This is a genomic window from Hydrotalea sp. GW822-HT8A01, from assembly GCF_058798575.1.
This window is the reverse complement of the sequence record NZ_CM179506.1, coordinates 2,839,929-2,856,618: the sequence shown is the minus strand read 5'-3', so window position 1 is coordinate 2,856,618 and position 16,690 is coordinate 2,839,929. Positions and strand designations below refer to the sequence as shown.

The following is a 16,690-nucleotide window of genomic DNA, read 5'->3' as shown; positions in this document are numbered from 1 at the left end:
TCAATGAAATACCATTATATTACAGTTGAAGGAAATATAGGTGCAGGCAAAACCACGCTTACCCATTTACTGGCTAAGCACTACAATGCCAGAATTATTTTAGAAGCATTTGCAGACAATCCATTCCTTGAAAAATTTTATGCCGACCCTTCAAAATTTGCATTTCCGTTAGAATTGTTTTTCATGGCTGAAAGGTTTAAACAATTAAAAACCATGCTGCATACACATGATTTATTTAGCAGTATTACCATTTCAGATTATTTGTTTTCAAAATGTTTGTTATTTGCAAAAGTGAATTTACCGGATGAAGAATTCAGATTATATCAAAAGTTATTCGATATTATGCAGCAACAAATTGCTTTTCCTGATTTGTTGATATACTTACATGCCCCAGTAAACAAACTACAGCAAAACATCAAAAAAAGACAACGCAGTTACGAACAAAATATTCCCGATAGTTACTTATTCAATTTACAGGAAACCTATACGCAGTACATTAAACAACATAATATTAAAACCTTGTTTATTGACGTTTCAAACGCGGATTTCTTAGGTAATTCTGCACATTTACAAGTTATAATAGATGCCTTAGACCGGGAATATGATGCCGGACAACACTTTTTTTCTCTGCCCTGATGTTTACATGTTATTGTATGTTATTTTCGTAGGAATGATCATTTAATTGTTGCAATGAATGGATGAGCCTAACCAACTACACGATGCATTTGCATCGATGCGTATCCCGGAATTTAGAAGTTTAATGATTGGGCGTTTTGCTTTTATCATGGGTTTACGCATGATGGCTACTTTGCTGGGCTGGTGGATATATGAATTAACGAATGCACCCATTGCCATTGGTTTAATTGGTTTGTCTGAAGTAATTCCTGCAGTATCATTGGCATTGTATGCCGGACATATAATTGACATAAGTGAAAAAAGAAAATTACTACTTACCTGTATTGGTTTATACATGCTTGCAGCAATATTATTAACCATACTTTCCACCCATTTCACAGCTATACACTTAAAAAATACCATCATTGCCGGCTGCATATACTGTATTGTATTTGGCACCGGCATTATCCGTTCATTTACCGGCCCTACTTTTAGTGCTTTGCTGGGGCATATTGTTCCTAAAAAAATTATTGCCAATGCCACTACCTGGAGTCAGGGAACATGGCTTTCGGCTTCTGTAACCGGACACGCTTCCGCAGGATTTTTAATTGCTAGTTTCGGCAATACGGGTACGTTAATAACCGTAATTGTTTTAGTGAGTATTGCGCTGGTGGTTTTGTTTTTTCTTAAACCAAAACCTCCTTTAAATGAACGCGGCGAAAAAAAAACCTGGGAAAGTGTAAAAGAAGGCCTGTATTTTGTTTACAGAACCAAAGAACTGCTGAGCGCTATTACCCTCGATTTATTTGCCGTTTTTTTTGGTGGCGCAGTTGCCATGATACCGGTTTATGCCAGAGATATTTTGAAAGTGGGACCTGAAGGATTTGGATTTTTAAACGGCGCATCCGACTTAGGTTCTATTTGCATCGTAATATGGCTCACTTTATTCCCGCTTAGAAAACAACAGGGTAAAAAATTATTGATTGCCGTAGGAATGTTTGGTCTATGCATTATTGTGTTCGCAATTTCTAAAGTATTCTGGATATCATTTGTAGTTCTATTAATTTCAGGAATTGTAGATGGGGTTAGTGTAGTGGTAAGAGGAACTATTATGCAATTAAAAACACCCGATCATATGCGTGGAAGGGTATTAAGTGTTAGTTCTATGTTTGTAAACTCCAGCAATGAATTGGGACAATTTGAAAGTGGAATGGCAGCTAAACTTATGGGCGTAGTGCCTTCAGTTGTTTTTGGTGGATGTATGACCTTATTGGTTGTAGGTGTTACCTGGATTAAATCGCCGGTATTAAGAAAAATGGAATATTAAATGGGTAACCAAAACGTTTACCAAAAATAGCATTGAATTTAAGTATTACAGTTTCTCATTCGTCAGTTTTTCAAGTACATAAAATACAGCCGGACAAAATTCTGAATTTTTCAAAGTAATGTTCACTCTTTTTAACAATACATCTTCATCCGTATAGGGAAACCGGGCACAATCTGATGGCCGGATTTCATAAATAGAACAGGCATTATTTTCAACTAAAAACGGACAAGGTGTTTGCTTTACAACATAATCCCCTTCCACATCCAACGTAAGATATGTGTCTATAAACAAACTTTCTTTCATTTTAAGATGCTTACTAATTCGTTTGATATCCGGAGTTTTAAAACGGGGGGAATAATTTTTACAACATTGTGCACACGACGAACAGTCAATATGCCGAAATGCCTCCTCATGCAAAGCAGGTAATTTTTTCAATACTTTATTGCGTTGTACACGTTGCAACCAATTTTTGTATTTTTTTTGATTGGCTGCGCTTTGTTTGTGCCAGTTATCTAAAAAAACTTCACCACTCATACTATAATATAAATTAATTTTTAATACAAAATATTTGTCGATTTCAACAATATATTAAGGCTTTGTTATTACTTATTATGCAAGTTATGACCTTACTTTGCAATAATATTCAATCTTTTCAATAGCATGGACAGTTTAAGGGAGCAATGGCTGATTTTAATTTCAACACCTGTCTATATCATCATCATTGGTATAGAATTGATGTTATCGCACCTGCAACATAAAAAAGTATATACATTTAAAGATACCGTAACCAATGTGTATTTAATGCTGTTGAATGGCGGAATTGATTTGGTACTCAGGCTTATTTATATCGGTATTTGGCAGTATTTTTTTCTGCATGCATTTTTTAAATGGCAAGAACATGGATTAACCTATTGGCTGATGTTACTGCTGGCAGAAGATTTTCTATATTATTGGCTGCATCGGTTCGACCATGAAATACGGTTTTTCTGGGCTACTCACGTAACACACCATAGTTCGCCGTTAATGAATTTTACGGTTGGCTTTCGTTCATCCGTTTTTCAACCACTGTATCGTTTTATTTACTTCATTCCTTTAGCCATGGCAGGCTTTCATCCGGTTGATATTCTGTTCATATATTCTGCTACACAGATATGGGGCATTTTTGTGCATACGGAACTTATTGGCAAAATGGGTTGGTTAGAATATTTTATGGTTACCCCATCCCACCACAGAGTACACCATGGATCGAATCCAAAATACTTAGATAAAAACATGGGAATGTTCCTGATTATATGGGATAAACTATTCAATACTTTTCAGGAAGAATTGCCTACCGATGAATACCAGCCCATACATTACGGATTAACCAAGAATCTCGAAAAACCCGATGCTTTCACCATTATTTTTCATGAATGGATTCAAATTGCCAAAGATGTTCTTCAAAAAAATATTTCCTTTAAACAAAGAATGGGCTATTTATTTGGCCCTCCGGGGTGGAGCCATGATGGCAGCCGACAAACCAGCAAAGATTTACAGATATTAGAATCACTGCAATCAGGTGATCCAGCCAATCCTATTCAATCTGGGGAATCCGACCAATTACAGATGCAAACCATTTAAAATAACCATTCTTATTTCTTTCCTTACACCTGTTCCAATATTAAACAATGCTGTTGCTTTGAATCATACAAAGTGCACAAAAAAATAATCTGTCCATCTACTTCATACACACACTATGCACAGTTTCAACAAACGCTTTCTTTTGCTCTGATTTCCGCTTAACTTTGCAAATCTTTTAACGTGGTCAACCTAATATATTATGAATTTATTTCAATTACAAGATGCTGAATTTTTGTATCGTCATATTGGCCCTAATCCTGCCAATACCGAAAAAATGTTAAACACTATTGGGGTAGACAGTATTGAAACGCTGATGAATCAGACCATTCCTGCCTCTATCCGTTTAAAAAAACCGCTTCAATTGCCGGATGCGATGAGTGAACAGGCTTTATTAAACCAGTTACAACAAATTGCACAGCAAAATAAGCTATACAAAACCTATATTGGTCAGGGATATTATAATACCATTACCCCTTCTGTTATACTCAGAAATATATTCGAAAATCCGGGTTGGTATACCCAGTATACGCCTTATCAGGCAGAAATATCGCAGGGACGATTGGAAAGCTTGCTGAATTTTCAAACCATGGTTACAGATTTAACTGGTTTAGAAATAGCCAATGCATCGTTATTAGATGAAGCTACAGCAGCAGCAGAAGCCATGACTATGCTATACCATCAGGCCAATAAAACAGAACAGGTAAGCAGAAATAAATTTTTTGTGGACGATGCCATTTTTGTGCAAACCAAAGATGTTTTAATGACAAGGGCCAATCCTTTGGAAATTGAATTGGTATTTGGAAATTTTGCAACCGCTTTATTAGACGATACTTTTTTTGGTGCTATTGTACAATATCCTGCTGCCAATGGTACTATTAACGATTATCGCGGATTTATTGCCAATGTGCATGCTGTAGGTGCTTATGCAGTAATAGCTACCGATTTGTTAGCTTTAACTTTATTAACACCTCCCGGTGAATTGGGAGCAGATGTGGCCGTTGGTTCTGCACAACGTTTTGGAGTACCATTGGGGTATGGCGGCCCACACGCAGCATTTTTTGCTACCAAGGATGAATTTAAACGCAATATGCCTGGCCGGTTAATTGGTGTAAGTGTTGATGCACAGGGAAACCGGGCACTTAGAATGGCCCTGCAAACCAGAGAGCAACATATTAAAAGAGAAAAAGCAACCAGTAATATTTGTACAGCGCAGGCACTTTTGGCCAACATGGCCGCCATGTATGCGGTATATCATGGTCCTAAAGGTTTAAAAAATATTGCCAAACGCATTCATTTATTAACAGTAGCCCTGAAAAATACACTGGAAGCCCTGAATTATACCATTGAAAAGCAGCACTTTTTTGATACCATTCAGCTAAAAGCAAATGCAAAGTTGATTCAGTCTATTGCTGAACAACACCATATTAATCTGTTTTATAGCAATGAAAATACAGTTAGCATTGCCTTAGATGAAACAACAACCCGTGAAGATGTGGTGAATATTGCTATGATTTTTGCTGCTGCTCAGGAAAAAGACAGTGCAGCTGTTGTTTTTGAAACCGCATTCAATGAACAGCACCAAATTCCGGAATTTGCACAGCGCCATTCTGCCTACTTAACACATCCTGTATTTAATACACATCATAGTGAAACACAAATGATGCGGTATATTAAACAATTGGAACAGAAAGATTTATCGCTCAATATCAGCATGATATCTTTAGGAAGTTGCACCATGAAATTAAATGCAGCTGCTGAAATGATGCCAGTTAGCTGGCCGGCATTTAGCCAGTTACACCCATTTGTTCCCACAAATCAGGCAGCAGGCTACCATCAGGTGATAAAAGAATTGAAAAAATATTTATGTGTTATTACTGGTTTTGCCGATTGCAGTTTGCAACCCAATAGCGGTGCACAAGGCGAGTATGCTGGCTTATTAACCATTCGAAAATTTCATGAAGCAAATAATAATAGTCATCGCAATGTAGTGCTGATACCCATTTCAGCACATGGCACCAACCCTGCCAGTGCAGTAATGGCCGGAATGAAAGTAGTTGTAGTGAAAGGAACAGCAGAAGGACATATTGATGTAAATGATTTGAAGGAAAAAGCAGAAATGCATCAACAAGAATTGGCAGGTTTAATGGTTACCTACCCTTCTACCCATGGTGTTTTTGAAGAAAGTATTAAAGAAATCTGTGCCATTATTCACGAAAATGGCGGTTTGGTTTATATGGATGGTGCCAACATGAACGCACAGGTGGGTTTAACTTCTCCTGCAGAAATTGGTGCCGATGTTTGTCATTTAAACCTACATAAAACCTTTGCAATTCCGCATGGTGGCGGCGGACCGGGTGTTGGACCTATTTGTGTAACAGCCCAACTGGCACCTTTTTTACCGGGTCATACCATTTACAGCAACAACAATAATCATGGCTCAGGCGCTGTTAGTGCTGCACCGGTTGGCTCTGCCTCTATTTTACTGATTAGCTATGCTTATATCAAAATGTTAGGTGCACATGGCGTTAAAATGGCTACCGAATATGCCATTTTAAATGCCAATTACATGAAGGCCCGATTAGAACCCTATTTTAAAATTTTATATACTGGTACCAATGGTTTTGCAGCACATGAATTTATTGTTGATTTAAGACCATATAAACAAACCGCAGGTATAGAAGCGGAAGATGTGGCCAAACGTTTAATGGATTATGGCTTTCATGCCCCCACCATGAGTTTTCCGGTACCGGGCACCATTATGATTGAACCCACTGAAAGTGAAGATAAGGCGGAATTAGATCGTTTCTGCGATGCATTAATTGCTATTCACGATGAAATTAAAGCCATTGAATCCGGCGAGTTAGATGCAGTGGATAATCCTTTAAAAAATGCACCTCATACACAATTAATGGTTGCTGCCGATACCTGGAACCATAGTTATAGCAGGCAACAGGCAGCATTTCCTTTGTTTTATGTTACGCAAAATAAATTCTGGCCATCGGTTGCCAGAATCAATAACACGTATGGCGACAGAAATTTAATTTGTACCTGCGAGCCCATTGAGAGTTACATGGAGAAATAATCTTAGAGGTACATTCCTAAAAAAATTGTTGAGGCATTAAATTATAAATTACCTCAACAGTTTTTTTGCGATGAACAGGATTAATGTCCGCCTCTCTCACCTCTGTTATTGTTCCATCCGCCGCCACCTCTGGATGGTGCCGGTGCTGAACGTTGTACTGGTGCCGGCCGGTTGATTTGGAAATTTTGAAACCTCGTTTGTCCTCTTTGCTGCATTGCCTGCTGCCGATCTAAATTTCTAATAATTTCCTGATAATTGTTATTAACGGGTGCCCATTGTCGTTGGGGGATTCTTTGTTCCCATTTGCCTTGCTGATTTCTATACACATTTCCCTGTCTGTCAGATAAAATATTATTTTCTCCTGCTACATTATTGGGCATATTGGGTTGAACATGTACCCCTCTTATATTTCTATCATTACCATAATTGTTATTTCGAATATTAGCTCTATCGTAATTGTAACGATCGTTTCTGACATTCACATTGCTGTTATTATATATCATTCTGTTGTTGGTAATTACATCATGCCGGTAATTGTAAATATTGTTGGTTACAAAACGATTGTTGTTAACAATTATAGGTCTTCTGGCAAAACCACCTCCACCTACATTTCTTCCATAAAAACCATAATTGCGTGGCGACCAGCAATAAGGTGGATGATAAATTCTTGGGCCCCACCAGCCGCCGGCCCATTCATTCCAGATACTGGTACCAAAGCCAATATTAAACCAGCCAAAACTATAATTAAAGCCCATACCCCATCCGTACCAGGGATTATACATCATATTAAAACCCCATGTATATGGCTTGGGGTAATAATAGTTACCCCACCAGGGCCTGTAATAATAACCGGTACCATACACAACTGTAGGCCCATACACAAATGTGTTTAAATAACCCGGGGTATAGCCCATATACACCCAATCGGGAGTAACATCATAGATATACACATATTTTAAATTGTATACCGGATAACTGGGCGGAATAATATCAATTTCAGCAGGACGTTCAGTTGCAACAGACCAGGGGCCGTTGGGTGAAGGTGCTACAAACCAAACGCCACTTTCCACAGTATAATACTGGTTACCATATCTCACAACAGAAGAGGCAGTATTAACAGCGTACTGCATATGGGTACCTTCAATAGGTTTAAATTGTGGATCACCATCATAAGTTACTTCAGCTGCAGCTTTATTTCTGTCTACTTTCGCTGTTTGGGGTATCTGTGCATCTATAATCGCCTCTTTGGCAGCATAGGTTCCGGGCACACTGGCTAAAACATTATCTTTCGGTGAACCTTCAGGAATTTTAGTAAAATCATTAGGAATATTATTTGCTTCAATGTTTTGCCAGTTTCCGTTTAAATTATTGGAAGTATACCATCTTCCAGAAATTAAAATATAATATTGCTGTGTATTAGTATCCAGAAAAATATCATTGCTGCTATTGGCTGCGTACAATAAAGCAGTATTATCAATCGGCACCATATTCGCCTGGCCATTGGTTTGAATTAATTCGGCAGGTTGGGTACTTACAATGATATCGGAATAGCCGGTATATACATTATCATCACTTTTTTCTGCTTTACTACTATAGCCTGCTTGTGCATCATTGGCTGCATCTACATCACTGGCAATTTTAGATAAGTTTGCCGGAGGATTATTTGCCGGAGAGAATGGCCCCGTTGCACTTGGGGCACGATACCAATGTTTGGCACCATATAAATAAAACTGTCCATCGGTATTTCTTACAATGGTATAAGGGGTATTAACAACGGCATCTAATCCCCAATTCGGATTTTTTTTCATTTTAGGCTCACCATCTACTAACACCAATATAGAAGGTCGGTTAGCATAAATAATATGAGGCGGATTATTATCAAAATTTTGCGCCAACTTATGCTTTTCTATATTATTATCTAACTGGGTTAATAACTGATCCATAGGCAATGTAATTCCTGCCTGTGGCAATTGTGTTTCTAAAGTTGTTTTTAAGTAGGCAATACGATTTACGTCACTATCGCTGCTTAATTTTAAATTGGGCACCCGTGTATATACAAAATGCACCAATCGAGTATCTCTATCGGTTGAAATGGTTGCTACAGACCAAAAAGTTCCAAACAAAGGATCTTGACTATCTGAATTTTGTACAGATACTACTGCACGAAATTTCAAAATATCACCGGATAAAGACTCAGGTTCTGGCTGATAAACTTTAATGATTGATCCATCATTGGCAGTAATCACTTTTGGCCATTCTGTATTATCCTGCGCCATTACTGCCGAATGTAATATCAAAAAAGCAACAAAAAGTAAAGGGCTAAAAAATAGGCGTAATTTTTTCATACACTCAAATTTTAAAAAAGTAAAATTAGTTACATAATGCTGCGACAATATTACATAGACTTTAAAAAAGGCAGAACTATTAAACTATCCGGCAAAAAAATAAGATAAAATACAATAGTTTAACGTTTCTTTCTAATTCAATTCTTCAAGCTATCTAAGCAAGATTCCTGCCAAATAAAAAAGCAGACCCAACAAGATCTGCTTTTTAAAATTTCTATATAAATATTATCGGTAAATCCAGTTAAATTCATATTCTAATGGCGCTTTTATAGCAGTGCGCTCTGCCACTTTTCTAAATCGGGCAGGTAAATTCATTAAATAATCACGGGCTTTTTCAGCCTTATCGGTTAAACCCGTCATGTATTCAATACCCCATTCTTTTACAAGGGTTTCAACAATATCAGTATAATCTTTAGAAGTGTAAACACCTAACCGTTGTGCGGCATCACTGAAATGAGAAAATGTTGCACCAATTTTTTCGCCCTGTTGTCGTAAAAAATGTGCAGGCATTACAATTTTTTTACGCATCATATCTTCAAATGCTAACATCATTTCACTGGTATCTATTTCAAATATTTTTTCAATAAAACTTTTATATGCTTTTGCATGCCGGGCTTCATCGCCTGCTATAACACCACAAATTTTAGACAAGCGGTTATTACCATATTTCTTGGCCATTGTTGCAGTTCTTCTGTGCGAAATTTGTGTAGCCGTTTCCTGAAATGAGGTATATACAAAATTCAAATAAGGATCATTAGCAACGCCAATATCCATTCCATCTGCAATAAGATATTGCGTACTGATTTGCATTTGACGCATATCTACCCTGCCAGATAAATAAATAAACATATTCAGCAAATCGCCGTGCCGGTTTTCTTCTGCCGACCACATTCTGACCCACCGGCTCCAGCCGTGCGGTTCCTGATTTGCAATACCATCTACCTGCATTAACCACCCTTCATAGGTGGGCAATGCTTCTTCTGTAATAATATCACCTACCAATACCGCTAAATAATCGTACGGTAATTCTTTACACTCCTTCTGTATTTCTTTGATTTCATCAATAAAATCGGGATGATTACTTTGGGGCAAAAAATCGCCGGGCTGCCAATTTTCGTCAATTGGTTTTAAATAAGTCTCAATAATGTCATCCATTTCTTTTGACAAATGCAACATTACTTCTTTCCGGGAAGCTTTTTTAATCTCTAACAAGGTTACAATTATAATTAAGTTAACAAATAAGCACAAAGTTAAGCTACATTTATGCTCTTCAATCACACAACTTGGTTAATTTTATTTTCTGTTCAACAAAATAATGATTAAATGCTTTTTACATCAACAGTAAATGGTAGGTGCAATGCATTATTTTACTTCAAAAAACCAACACTACTACACTTATGAAATATAATTGGATTAAAATCTTAATGGCATCTTTTTTAGTCTTGCTGATTACCCTTATTCTCCACACTGTTTTTCAAAAACCCTGGCCTGCACAAAAAGCAAAAGCATTATTGCCATTACCCGACTCGGCTATTGTACACATGAGCCGGGCAGTTCAAATACCTACTATATCGCCGGAAGATACCCTGCATATCGACACCTTGCATTTCACCCAATTCAATCAATTTCTAACCAATGCTTACCCGCTCATTCATCAGCAACTGAAAAGAACCGTAGTAAATGGCTATAGTTATGTGTACCAATGGGATGGAACCGACAAAACACTAGCACCCATTATATTAATGGGCCATTATGATGTGGTACCGGTTGAACAAGCCTCGGTTACCATGTGGCAGCATCCACCATTTAGTGGCGTAGTGGCAGACAGTGCTATTTGGGGTCGCGGATCGGTAGATGATAAATCGGGTGTCGTTTCTATTTTAGAAACCGTAGAACAGTTATTAAAAGAAGGCTATCAACCTAAACGAACAGTTTTACTCTGCTTTGGACACAATGAAGAATCTACCGGAACCGGTGCAATAGCTATTGTAGATACTTTGCAAAAAAGAGGTATACGTGCAGATCTGGTTATTGATGAGGGTGGCGAAATCAGTACTGAAAAAATAAAAGATATACCTCGTCCCATTGCGTTTATTGGTGTGGCAGAAAAAGGATATGCTACTTTTCAATTAAAAGTAAGTATTCCTGGCGGGCATTCTTCCAAACCCGCCAGAGAAACAGCAATCGATGTATTATCAAGGGCTTTATACAAATTGCGCAGCACACAAATGCCTGCAACCATTACCGAACCGGTTGCTACGTTTTTAGACAGGGCAGGCGCTTCTTCTACCAATTTTTTCAATAAAGTACTACTCACCAATCAATGGTTATTTGCATGGGCAGATAAAAGAGTACTATCTGCCAGCCCTGAAAGCAATGCCATGATCAGAACAACGATTGTACCCACTATTCTGGAAAGTGGTGTAAGAGAAAATGTAATACCGACCATTGCAACTGCTATTGTAAATTCCAGAATTCTTTCGGGAGAAACAACCCATGATGTAATTCAATTTATGAAAAATACCATTCAGGATGAAAGGGTACACATTACTGTTACAGGCGATTTTAATACAGAACCTTCTGCTGCTACTGATACACATGGCCCTGCATTTTTAGCTGTACAACAGGCTATTACAGATGTGGTAGATGATGTAATACCTGTTCCATTTATTATGATAGGTGCTACAGATAGCAGAAGTTATCGAAAAATAAGTAATGGTGTGGTTAATTTTTCTGCATTGATGGATAGTAAAGGTTTTCACGGATTGAATGAACGGTTGCCCATTGCCGATTACAGAAGATATTACAATTTCTACAGAACGGTTATTGAAACCAGTGCAGGATTGGTTCATTGATTATAATGGGAGTTTTATGAAAAAAAATTTAAATAAATAATTCAAGTTTCCTATTTTAAACGATTGCTTTTACTTGAAAAGCTAAAACGAATAGTAATATTTTAAGTAAGAATCCATCTTTAGTGACTGCGTGAATAGAATGGGGTGTCATTTCTACAATTTCACTAATAGTGGTTTCTATACGTTTTCTCATTGCATTTTTAATAAAAGCATGATAAGGTTTATCTGGTTTTTTACTGTTTGATTTTCTGCATATTTTTAACTCTATCAGCTCAGTTTCTTTATATAATTCTTCTAATTCATATGCTGTATAGGCACTGTCTCCAAATAAAGAGCTCTCTGGCGGCAGATCCATAAACATTTTCTGCAAGGCTTCTACATCATGTTCGCTACCAGGTGAAAAACAAATTTCAACCGGTATACCATTTTTGGTTGTAATCAACTGTACCTTTACCCCATAAAAATATTCCCTTTTACTGGCATTGAAGCCTCTCCACTGTTCTCCTGTTAATAATTTGCTCCTGTTAATACGTATGTTATGGCAGACTTTTAATGGAAACGAATCAATGATATATTCCAACTCTGCACACAAATATTTGAACATTCTGCCAATGTGTAAAAACAACCACATCAACAGCGAGGCAACCTTATGCAACCGTTTGTTAAAACCACTCTTGCCAATCATACCAGGTATCATAGCATGTGTGCGCATATAATTAATAGCATGAAACTGGTTTCCTTTAAAATAAAGAGCTGACACTATTGCCGTGCTTATGATCTCGCTATCACTAACTTTTCGTTCCTTGTGTTCATGATGATGGATGCCTTTCAATATATCATCCACTAAACAGTAAATTCCAATAACTTTGTCCTGAAGCATTTGAGTAGAAGTTTTGTTTTCGCAACTCAAAATTATTCCTATTTCAAATGCTTCTATTTTAGGAAACTTGGGTTAATTAATAACTGCTTTCAGTTTTATATGTTATATTAAAAAAGCTTTGTTATTTTCACCGATTAATTCTACAGCAATGATGATAGAACTTGGAAAATACAATACCCTTACCGTTAGCAGAAAAGTGGACTTTGGTTTTTATATGGATGATGGTGGAGAAGGTATTTTATTACCGAAGCGCTTTGCACCACCGGAACTAAAAATTGGAGACAGTTTAAAAGTATTTGTTTACCACGATTCAGACAACAGACTCATTGCCACCACCCAGGATCCAAAAGGAATTGTTGGCGATATTGTTTTATTAAAATGTGTAAGTGCAACAGGCGCCGGAGCTTTTTTAGATTGGGGTTTAATGAAAGATTTATTTGTTGCAAAATCGCAACAAATAATGGGAATGCGAACTGGTGATACTTATTTGGTTAAAATTTATATTGACCAGCAGAGTAATAGAATTGCAGCATCTGAAAAAATAGACCATTTTTTAAGTAATGAAATATTAACTGTTTCAGAAAAAGAAATGGTGCAACTAATGGCTTATCGCAAAACAGATCTTGGATATAGCATGATCATCAATCAGCAACACGTTGGCTTGCTGCATGATAATGAAGTGTTTAAAGATTTGGTGATTGGTAAAATATATGAAGGCTATATCAAAAACATATTACCCGATAATAAAATTGATGTGGCATTAGGCAAACCCGGATTTCAAAAAGTTGCCGATGAAAGTGAACACATTCTGCATTTGCTTCAACAAAACAAAGGCTTCTTACCGTACCACGATAAATCAGCACCTGAAGAAATTTATAAGGTATTTGGAATGAGTAAAAAAACTTTTAAAATGGTAGTAGGCACATTATACAAAAAAAAGAAAATTACCTTAACCGAAAATGGCATTGAATTAATTGGTTAACCTTATCCAAATACCTACTTACAAAAAAGCCCCACATTGCAGTGAGGCTTTTTTAGTACCCAAAAAAATATCATTTATTTTTTAACATTCACCGTAATGGCAGCAGATAATTTACTTCCATAAGAACGATGAATACCATCTGCAAACTGTAAAGCCAAACGGTGTTTACCAGGTGCTAACTGAATGGTGGTTTCTTTTTGTGCATTCCCAAAATGCAAATGCAGACTATCTTTTGGAACCACTACACCTATTGGAATAGAATCTCCACTATCAATTAACAAATGATGGTGCCCTGAATTGGCAACCACATGGCCTGATGAATCTACACTAATACCTTCAGCACCCATTTCAATTTTAAGTGGTGAAGTTACCGATTGCCCATCTTTTAAATTTTTAAAAAACACTTTTGCTCCTGCAGGGATAGCAGGCACAGGAGGTATGGCTTCTTCCATTTTAGCAGCAGTATCTGTTGCTTTTGCAGCCATTGAATCTTTAGAAGCGGCCGATTCTGAGCCGGAATTACAGGCAGTAAAAACAATCATTGCTGCCGCCGAAACAAATAAAAACTTACGCATATGTATTATTTTTTAAGTTGGTAAATGCATAATTTAGCATGATATGCTTTGTTTGAAGTGAATAAAGTTAGCAAGTATCACGGATAAGTACTTATAATTTTCATTAAAAAACAATTAGACTTGTTTTCCACTTTAACAGTTCTGCACCTTTTTTAAACCATTATGCGTTACTTTTGTTTCTTTTCTGTAACAAATCAATTCATGAATATGACAGCAACAAAAGCTTATGCCGCACAGGCAGCAACAACCCCTTTAACACCTTTTCAGTTAGAAAGAAGAACACCCGGCCCACATGATGTACAAATTGAAATATTGTATTGTGGTGTTTGCCACTCCGATATTCATCAGGTACGAAATGAATGGGGTAACTCAATTTACCCCATGGTACCCGGACACGAAATTGTAGGTAGAATTACGCATGTAGGCAATCATGTTAAAAACTTTAAAGTTGGTGATTTAGCCGGTGTAGGATGTTTTGTAGACTCCTGCCGTACCTGCCAAAATTGCTTAGATGGATTAGAACAATATTGCGATACAGGTATGATTGGCACTTACAATTCACTGGACAAAGAAGGTAAACCTACTTATGGCGGCTATTCTACTCAAATTGTTGTAGATGAACAATACACTTTAAAAATACCTGCCAATTTACCATTAGTAGGTGTAGCACCACTATTATGCGCCGGTATTACCACCTATTCACCTTTACGCCATGTTGGCGTTAAAAAAGGCGACAAAGTAGCCGTTTTAGGCTTAGGTGGACTTGGACACATGGCTGTAAAATTTGCTGTTGCTTTCGGAGCTGAAGTAACCATGCTCAGTTCATCACCCTCAAAAAAAGCAGATGCTGAACGTTTGGGTGCACACCATTTTGCATTAACATCCGACAAAGCAACCATGCAGCAATTAGAAAACACCTTCGATTTTATTTTAAATACCGTTTCTGCTCCGCATGACTACAATACTTACCTGCCACTTTTAAGAACAAATGGAACTATGATTGTAGTGGGCGTTCCCCCTACTCCATCTCAAGTACCTGCTTTTAACTTAATTGCCAAAAGAAGAAGTATCATTGGTTCATTAATTGGTGGTATTAAAGAAACGCAGGAAATGCTAGACTTTTGTGGTGAACACAATATTGTATCAGATGTTGAAGTAATTAATATTGATTATGTAAATGAAGCATATGAAAGAGTGTTAAAGAGCGATGTACGCTATCGTTTTGTAATTGATATTGCTTCCTTAAAAAAATAAGTAAAGCTCAACCAAACAAAAGCCTGTTGCCAAAAGCAAACAGGCTTTTTTATTTTATAAAAATATTGCAATACAATGATTGCAGAAAGCAATGAATTGAACAAAAGCAATACGAAATTTTACCCGTTCAAAGTACCCATCATACTCTCCGGATACCTTGTACCAGCTGCTGCATTTTTAGGAAACACAGCATCAATTGCCGCCAAGTCATCTTTAGTAAGCTGCACCGCTAAAGCACCAATGTTTTCATCCAAATACTTTATTTTTTTGGTACCGGGAATGGGAAAAATATAATCGCCTTGTGCCATCACCCAAGCTAGTGCCAATTGAGCAGGTGTACAATTTTTCTGTTTTGCCAATTCTGCAATTTTTTCAACCAATTGCAAGTTTCTGGTAAAATTTTCTCCCTGAAAACGCGGTGAAAATCTACGATAATCATCCAGCGCAAAATCTTCAAACTTTTTAAACTGCCCTGTTAAAAATCCTCTGCCTAAGGGGCTGTATGGTACAAATGCAATACCCATTGAGCTGCATGCAGCTAACATACCTTCCTCAGGTTCTCTTGACCATAATGAATATTCACTCTGAACGGCAGTAATAGGATGAACGGCATGGGCTTTATGTAAAGTTTCAACAGATACTTCACTTAAACCAATACCCCTAATTTTACCTTCTTTTACCAATTCGGCCATGGCACCAACCGTATCTTCAATAGGCGTTTTCGGATCGCGACGGTGTAAATAATACAAATCAATTACATCGGTATTTAATCTCTTTAAGCTGGCTTCACAGGCTTGTTTTACGTACGCAGGTGTACCGTTTAATGCTCGTGTTTGGTGATCGGCACCACTACGTACAATACCAAATTTTGTTGCCAGTGTTACCGCAGAACGATGACCTTTTAGTGCTTTTCCAACCAAAATTTCATTGGTGTACGGACCGTACATATCGGCGGTATCCCAAAAATTGACACCAATTTCCAATGCATGATGCAACACTTTTATGTTTTCGTTGTCATCTGCCCGGCCATAAAATTCACTCATACCCATACATCCCAAACCCAATTCAGATGCCAGAATTCCCTGGCTGCCTAATTTTTTTTGTTTCATAAATGAATATTTAAAATGAATAATTCAATTTCATCCCTCAAAATCG

At 37.3% G+C, this 16,690-nt stretch carries 13 protein-coding genes; 7 read left to right on the top strand and 6 right to left on the bottom strand.

The genetic code is table 11. The features are described from left to right. Window positions 1-3: 3 nt before the first annotated feature. Window positions 4-636, top strand: coding sequence for a deoxynucleoside kinase (locus AC3QLY_RS12695; RefSeq protein WP_218331041.1), 633 nt, complete (start codon window positions 4-6; stop codon window positions 634-636). 58 nt (window positions 637-694) lie between these two features. Beyond that, window positions 695-1,942, top strand: a complete 1,248-nt coding sequence (locus tag AC3QLY_RS12690) for an MFS transporter (protein ID WP_218331040.1) — start codon at window positions 695-697, stop codon at window positions 1,940-1,942. Between the two features lie 45 nt (window positions 1,943-1,987). Here AC3QLY_RS12690 and AC3QLY_RS12685 read toward each other — a convergent pair whose 3' ends face one another. After that, the gene (locus AC3QLY_RS12685) at window positions 1,988-2,476 is read right to left on the bottom strand and encodes a YkgJ family cysteine cluster protein (protein ID WP_218331039.1); all 489 of its coding nucleotides are present in this window, start codon (window positions 2,474-2,476) and stop codon (window positions 1,988-1,990) included. A 126-nt stretch (window positions 2,477-2,602) separates the two neighbouring features. Here AC3QLY_RS12685 and AC3QLY_RS12680 point away from each other — a divergent pair, with 126 nt between their 5' ends. Both AC3QLY_RS12680 and gcvP read left to right on the top strand, forming a co-directional pair. After that, window positions 2,603-3,562, top strand: coding sequence for a sterol desaturase family protein (locus AC3QLY_RS12680; RefSeq protein WP_218331038.1), 960 nt, complete (start codon window positions 2,603-2,605; stop codon window positions 3,560-3,562). A gap of 199 nt (window positions 3,563-3,761) precedes the next feature. Beyond that, a complete protein-coding gene (gcvP, locus tag AC3QLY_RS12675; RefSeq protein WP_218331037.1) occupies window positions 3,762-6,644 on the top strand; it encodes an aminomethyl-transferring glycine dehydrogenase in 2,883 nt (960 codons plus the stop codon). Window positions 6,645-6,724: 80 nt separating this feature from the next. Here gcvP and AC3QLY_RS12670 read toward each other — a convergent pair whose 3' ends face one another. After that, complete coding sequence (locus tag AC3QLY_RS12670; RefSeq protein ID WP_218331036.1) at window positions 6,725-8,989, bottom strand: hypothetical protein; 2,265 nt, start codon at window positions 8,987-8,989, stop codon at window positions 6,725-6,727. 225 nt (window positions 8,990-9,214) lie between these two features. Beyond that, window positions 9,215-10,201: an acyl-ACP desaturase gene (locus tag AC3QLY_RS12665; protein ID WP_218331035.1), complete on the bottom strand. Its 987-nt coding sequence runs from the start codon at window positions 10,199-10,201 to the stop codon at window positions 9,215-9,217. A gap of 185 nt (window positions 10,202-10,386) precedes the next feature. Here AC3QLY_RS12665 and AC3QLY_RS12660 point away from each other — a divergent pair, with 185 nt between their 5' ends. Continuing rightward, window positions 10,387-11,844 carry a M20/M25/M40 family metallo-hydrolase gene (locus AC3QLY_RS12660; RefSeq protein ID WP_218331034.1) on the top strand — a complete coding sequence of 486 codons (1,458 nt, stop codon included), beginning with the start codon at window positions 10,387-10,389 and terminating at the stop codon, window positions 11,842-11,844. A gap of 55 nt (window positions 11,845-11,899) precedes the next feature. Here the strand turns inward: AC3QLY_RS12660 and AC3QLY_RS12655 are convergent, their stop codons facing one another. Continuing rightward, window positions 11,900-12,724: an IS982 family transposase gene (locus tag AC3QLY_RS12655; RefSeq protein ID WP_075051507.1), complete on the bottom strand. Its 825-nt coding sequence runs from the start codon at window positions 12,722-12,724 to the stop codon at window positions 11,900-11,902. Window positions 12,725-12,872: 148 nt separating this feature from the next. Between AC3QLY_RS12655 and AC3QLY_RS12650 the strand changes: the two genes are divergently transcribed. Beyond that, a complete protein-coding gene (locus AC3QLY_RS12650; RefSeq protein ID WP_228733173.1) occupies window positions 12,873-13,706 on the top strand; it encodes a CvfB family protein in 834 nt (277 codons plus the stop codon). Between the two features lie 74 nt (window positions 13,707-13,780). On the opposite strand, the gene AC3QLY_RS12645 is transcribed toward AC3QLY_RS12650, so the two are convergent. Further along, entirely contained in the window at window positions 13,781-14,281 is a 501-nt protein-coding gene (locus tag AC3QLY_RS12645) for a DUF4399 domain-containing protein (RefSeq protein WP_218331033.1), read from the bottom strand. Between the two features lie 207 nt (window positions 14,282-14,488). Here AC3QLY_RS12645 and AC3QLY_RS12640 point away from each other — a divergent pair, with 207 nt between their 5' ends. After that, a complete protein-coding gene (locus AC3QLY_RS12640; RefSeq protein WP_288071459.1) occupies window positions 14,489-15,535 on the top strand; it encodes an NAD(P)-dependent alcohol dehydrogenase in 1,047 nt (348 codons plus the stop codon). 119 nt (window positions 15,536-15,654) lie between these two features. Here AC3QLY_RS12640 and AC3QLY_RS12635 read toward each other — a convergent pair whose 3' ends face one another. After that, window positions 15,655-16,644, bottom strand: coding sequence for an aldo/keto reductase (locus AC3QLY_RS12635; RefSeq protein ID WP_287100630.1), 990 nt, complete (start codon window positions 16,642-16,644; stop codon window positions 15,655-15,657). Window positions 16,645-16,690: the final 46 nt, after the last annotated feature.

Excerpts from the sequence above, each read along its gene's own strand:
- AC3QLY_RS12690 (WP_218331040.1), top strand. The coding sequence starts at position 695 with ATGGATGAGCCTAACCAACTACACGATGCATTTGCATCGATGCGTATC.
- AC3QLY_RS12650 (WP_228733173.1), top strand. The coding sequence starts at position 12,873 with ATGATGATAGAACTTGGAAAATACAATACCCTTACCGTTAGCAGAAAA.
- AC3QLY_RS12695 (WP_218331041.1), top strand. The coding sequence starts at position 4 with ATGAAATACCATTATATTACAGTTGAAGGAAATATAGGTGCAGGCAAA.
- AC3QLY_RS12655 (WP_075051507.1), bottom strand. The coding sequence starts at position 12,724 with ATGCTTCAGGACAAAGTTATTGGAATTTACTGTTTAGTGGATGATATA.
- AC3QLY_RS12670 (WP_218331036.1), bottom strand. The coding sequence starts at position 8,989 with ATGAAAAAATTACGCCTATTTTTTAGCCCTTTACTTTTTGTTGCTTTT.
- AC3QLY_RS12680 (WP_218331038.1), top strand. The coding sequence starts at position 2,603 with ATGGACAGTTTAAGGGAGCAATGGCTGATTTTAATTTCAACACCTGTC.
- AC3QLY_RS12640 (WP_288071459.1), top strand. The coding sequence starts at position 14,489 with ATGACAGCAACAAAAGCTTATGCCGCACAGGCAGCAACAACCCCTTTA.
- AC3QLY_RS12635 (WP_287100630.1), bottom strand. The coding sequence starts at position 16,644 with ATGAAACAAAAAAAATTAGGCAGCCAGGGAATTCTGGCATCTGAATTG.
- AC3QLY_RS12685 (WP_218331039.1), bottom strand. The coding sequence starts at position 2,476 with ATGAGTGGTGAAGTTTTTTTAGATAACTGGCACAAACAAAGCGCAGCC.
- AC3QLY_RS12660 (WP_218331034.1), top strand. The coding sequence starts at position 10,387 with ATGAAATATAATTGGATTAAAATCTTAATGGCATCTTTTTTAGTCTTG.
- gcvP (WP_218331037.1), top strand. The coding sequence starts at position 3,762 with ATGAATTTATTTCAATTACAAGATGCTGAATTTTTGTATCGTCATATT.
- AC3QLY_RS12645 (WP_218331033.1), bottom strand. The coding sequence starts at position 14,281 with ATGCGTAAGTTTTTATTTGTTTCGGCGGCAGCAATGATTGTTTTTACT.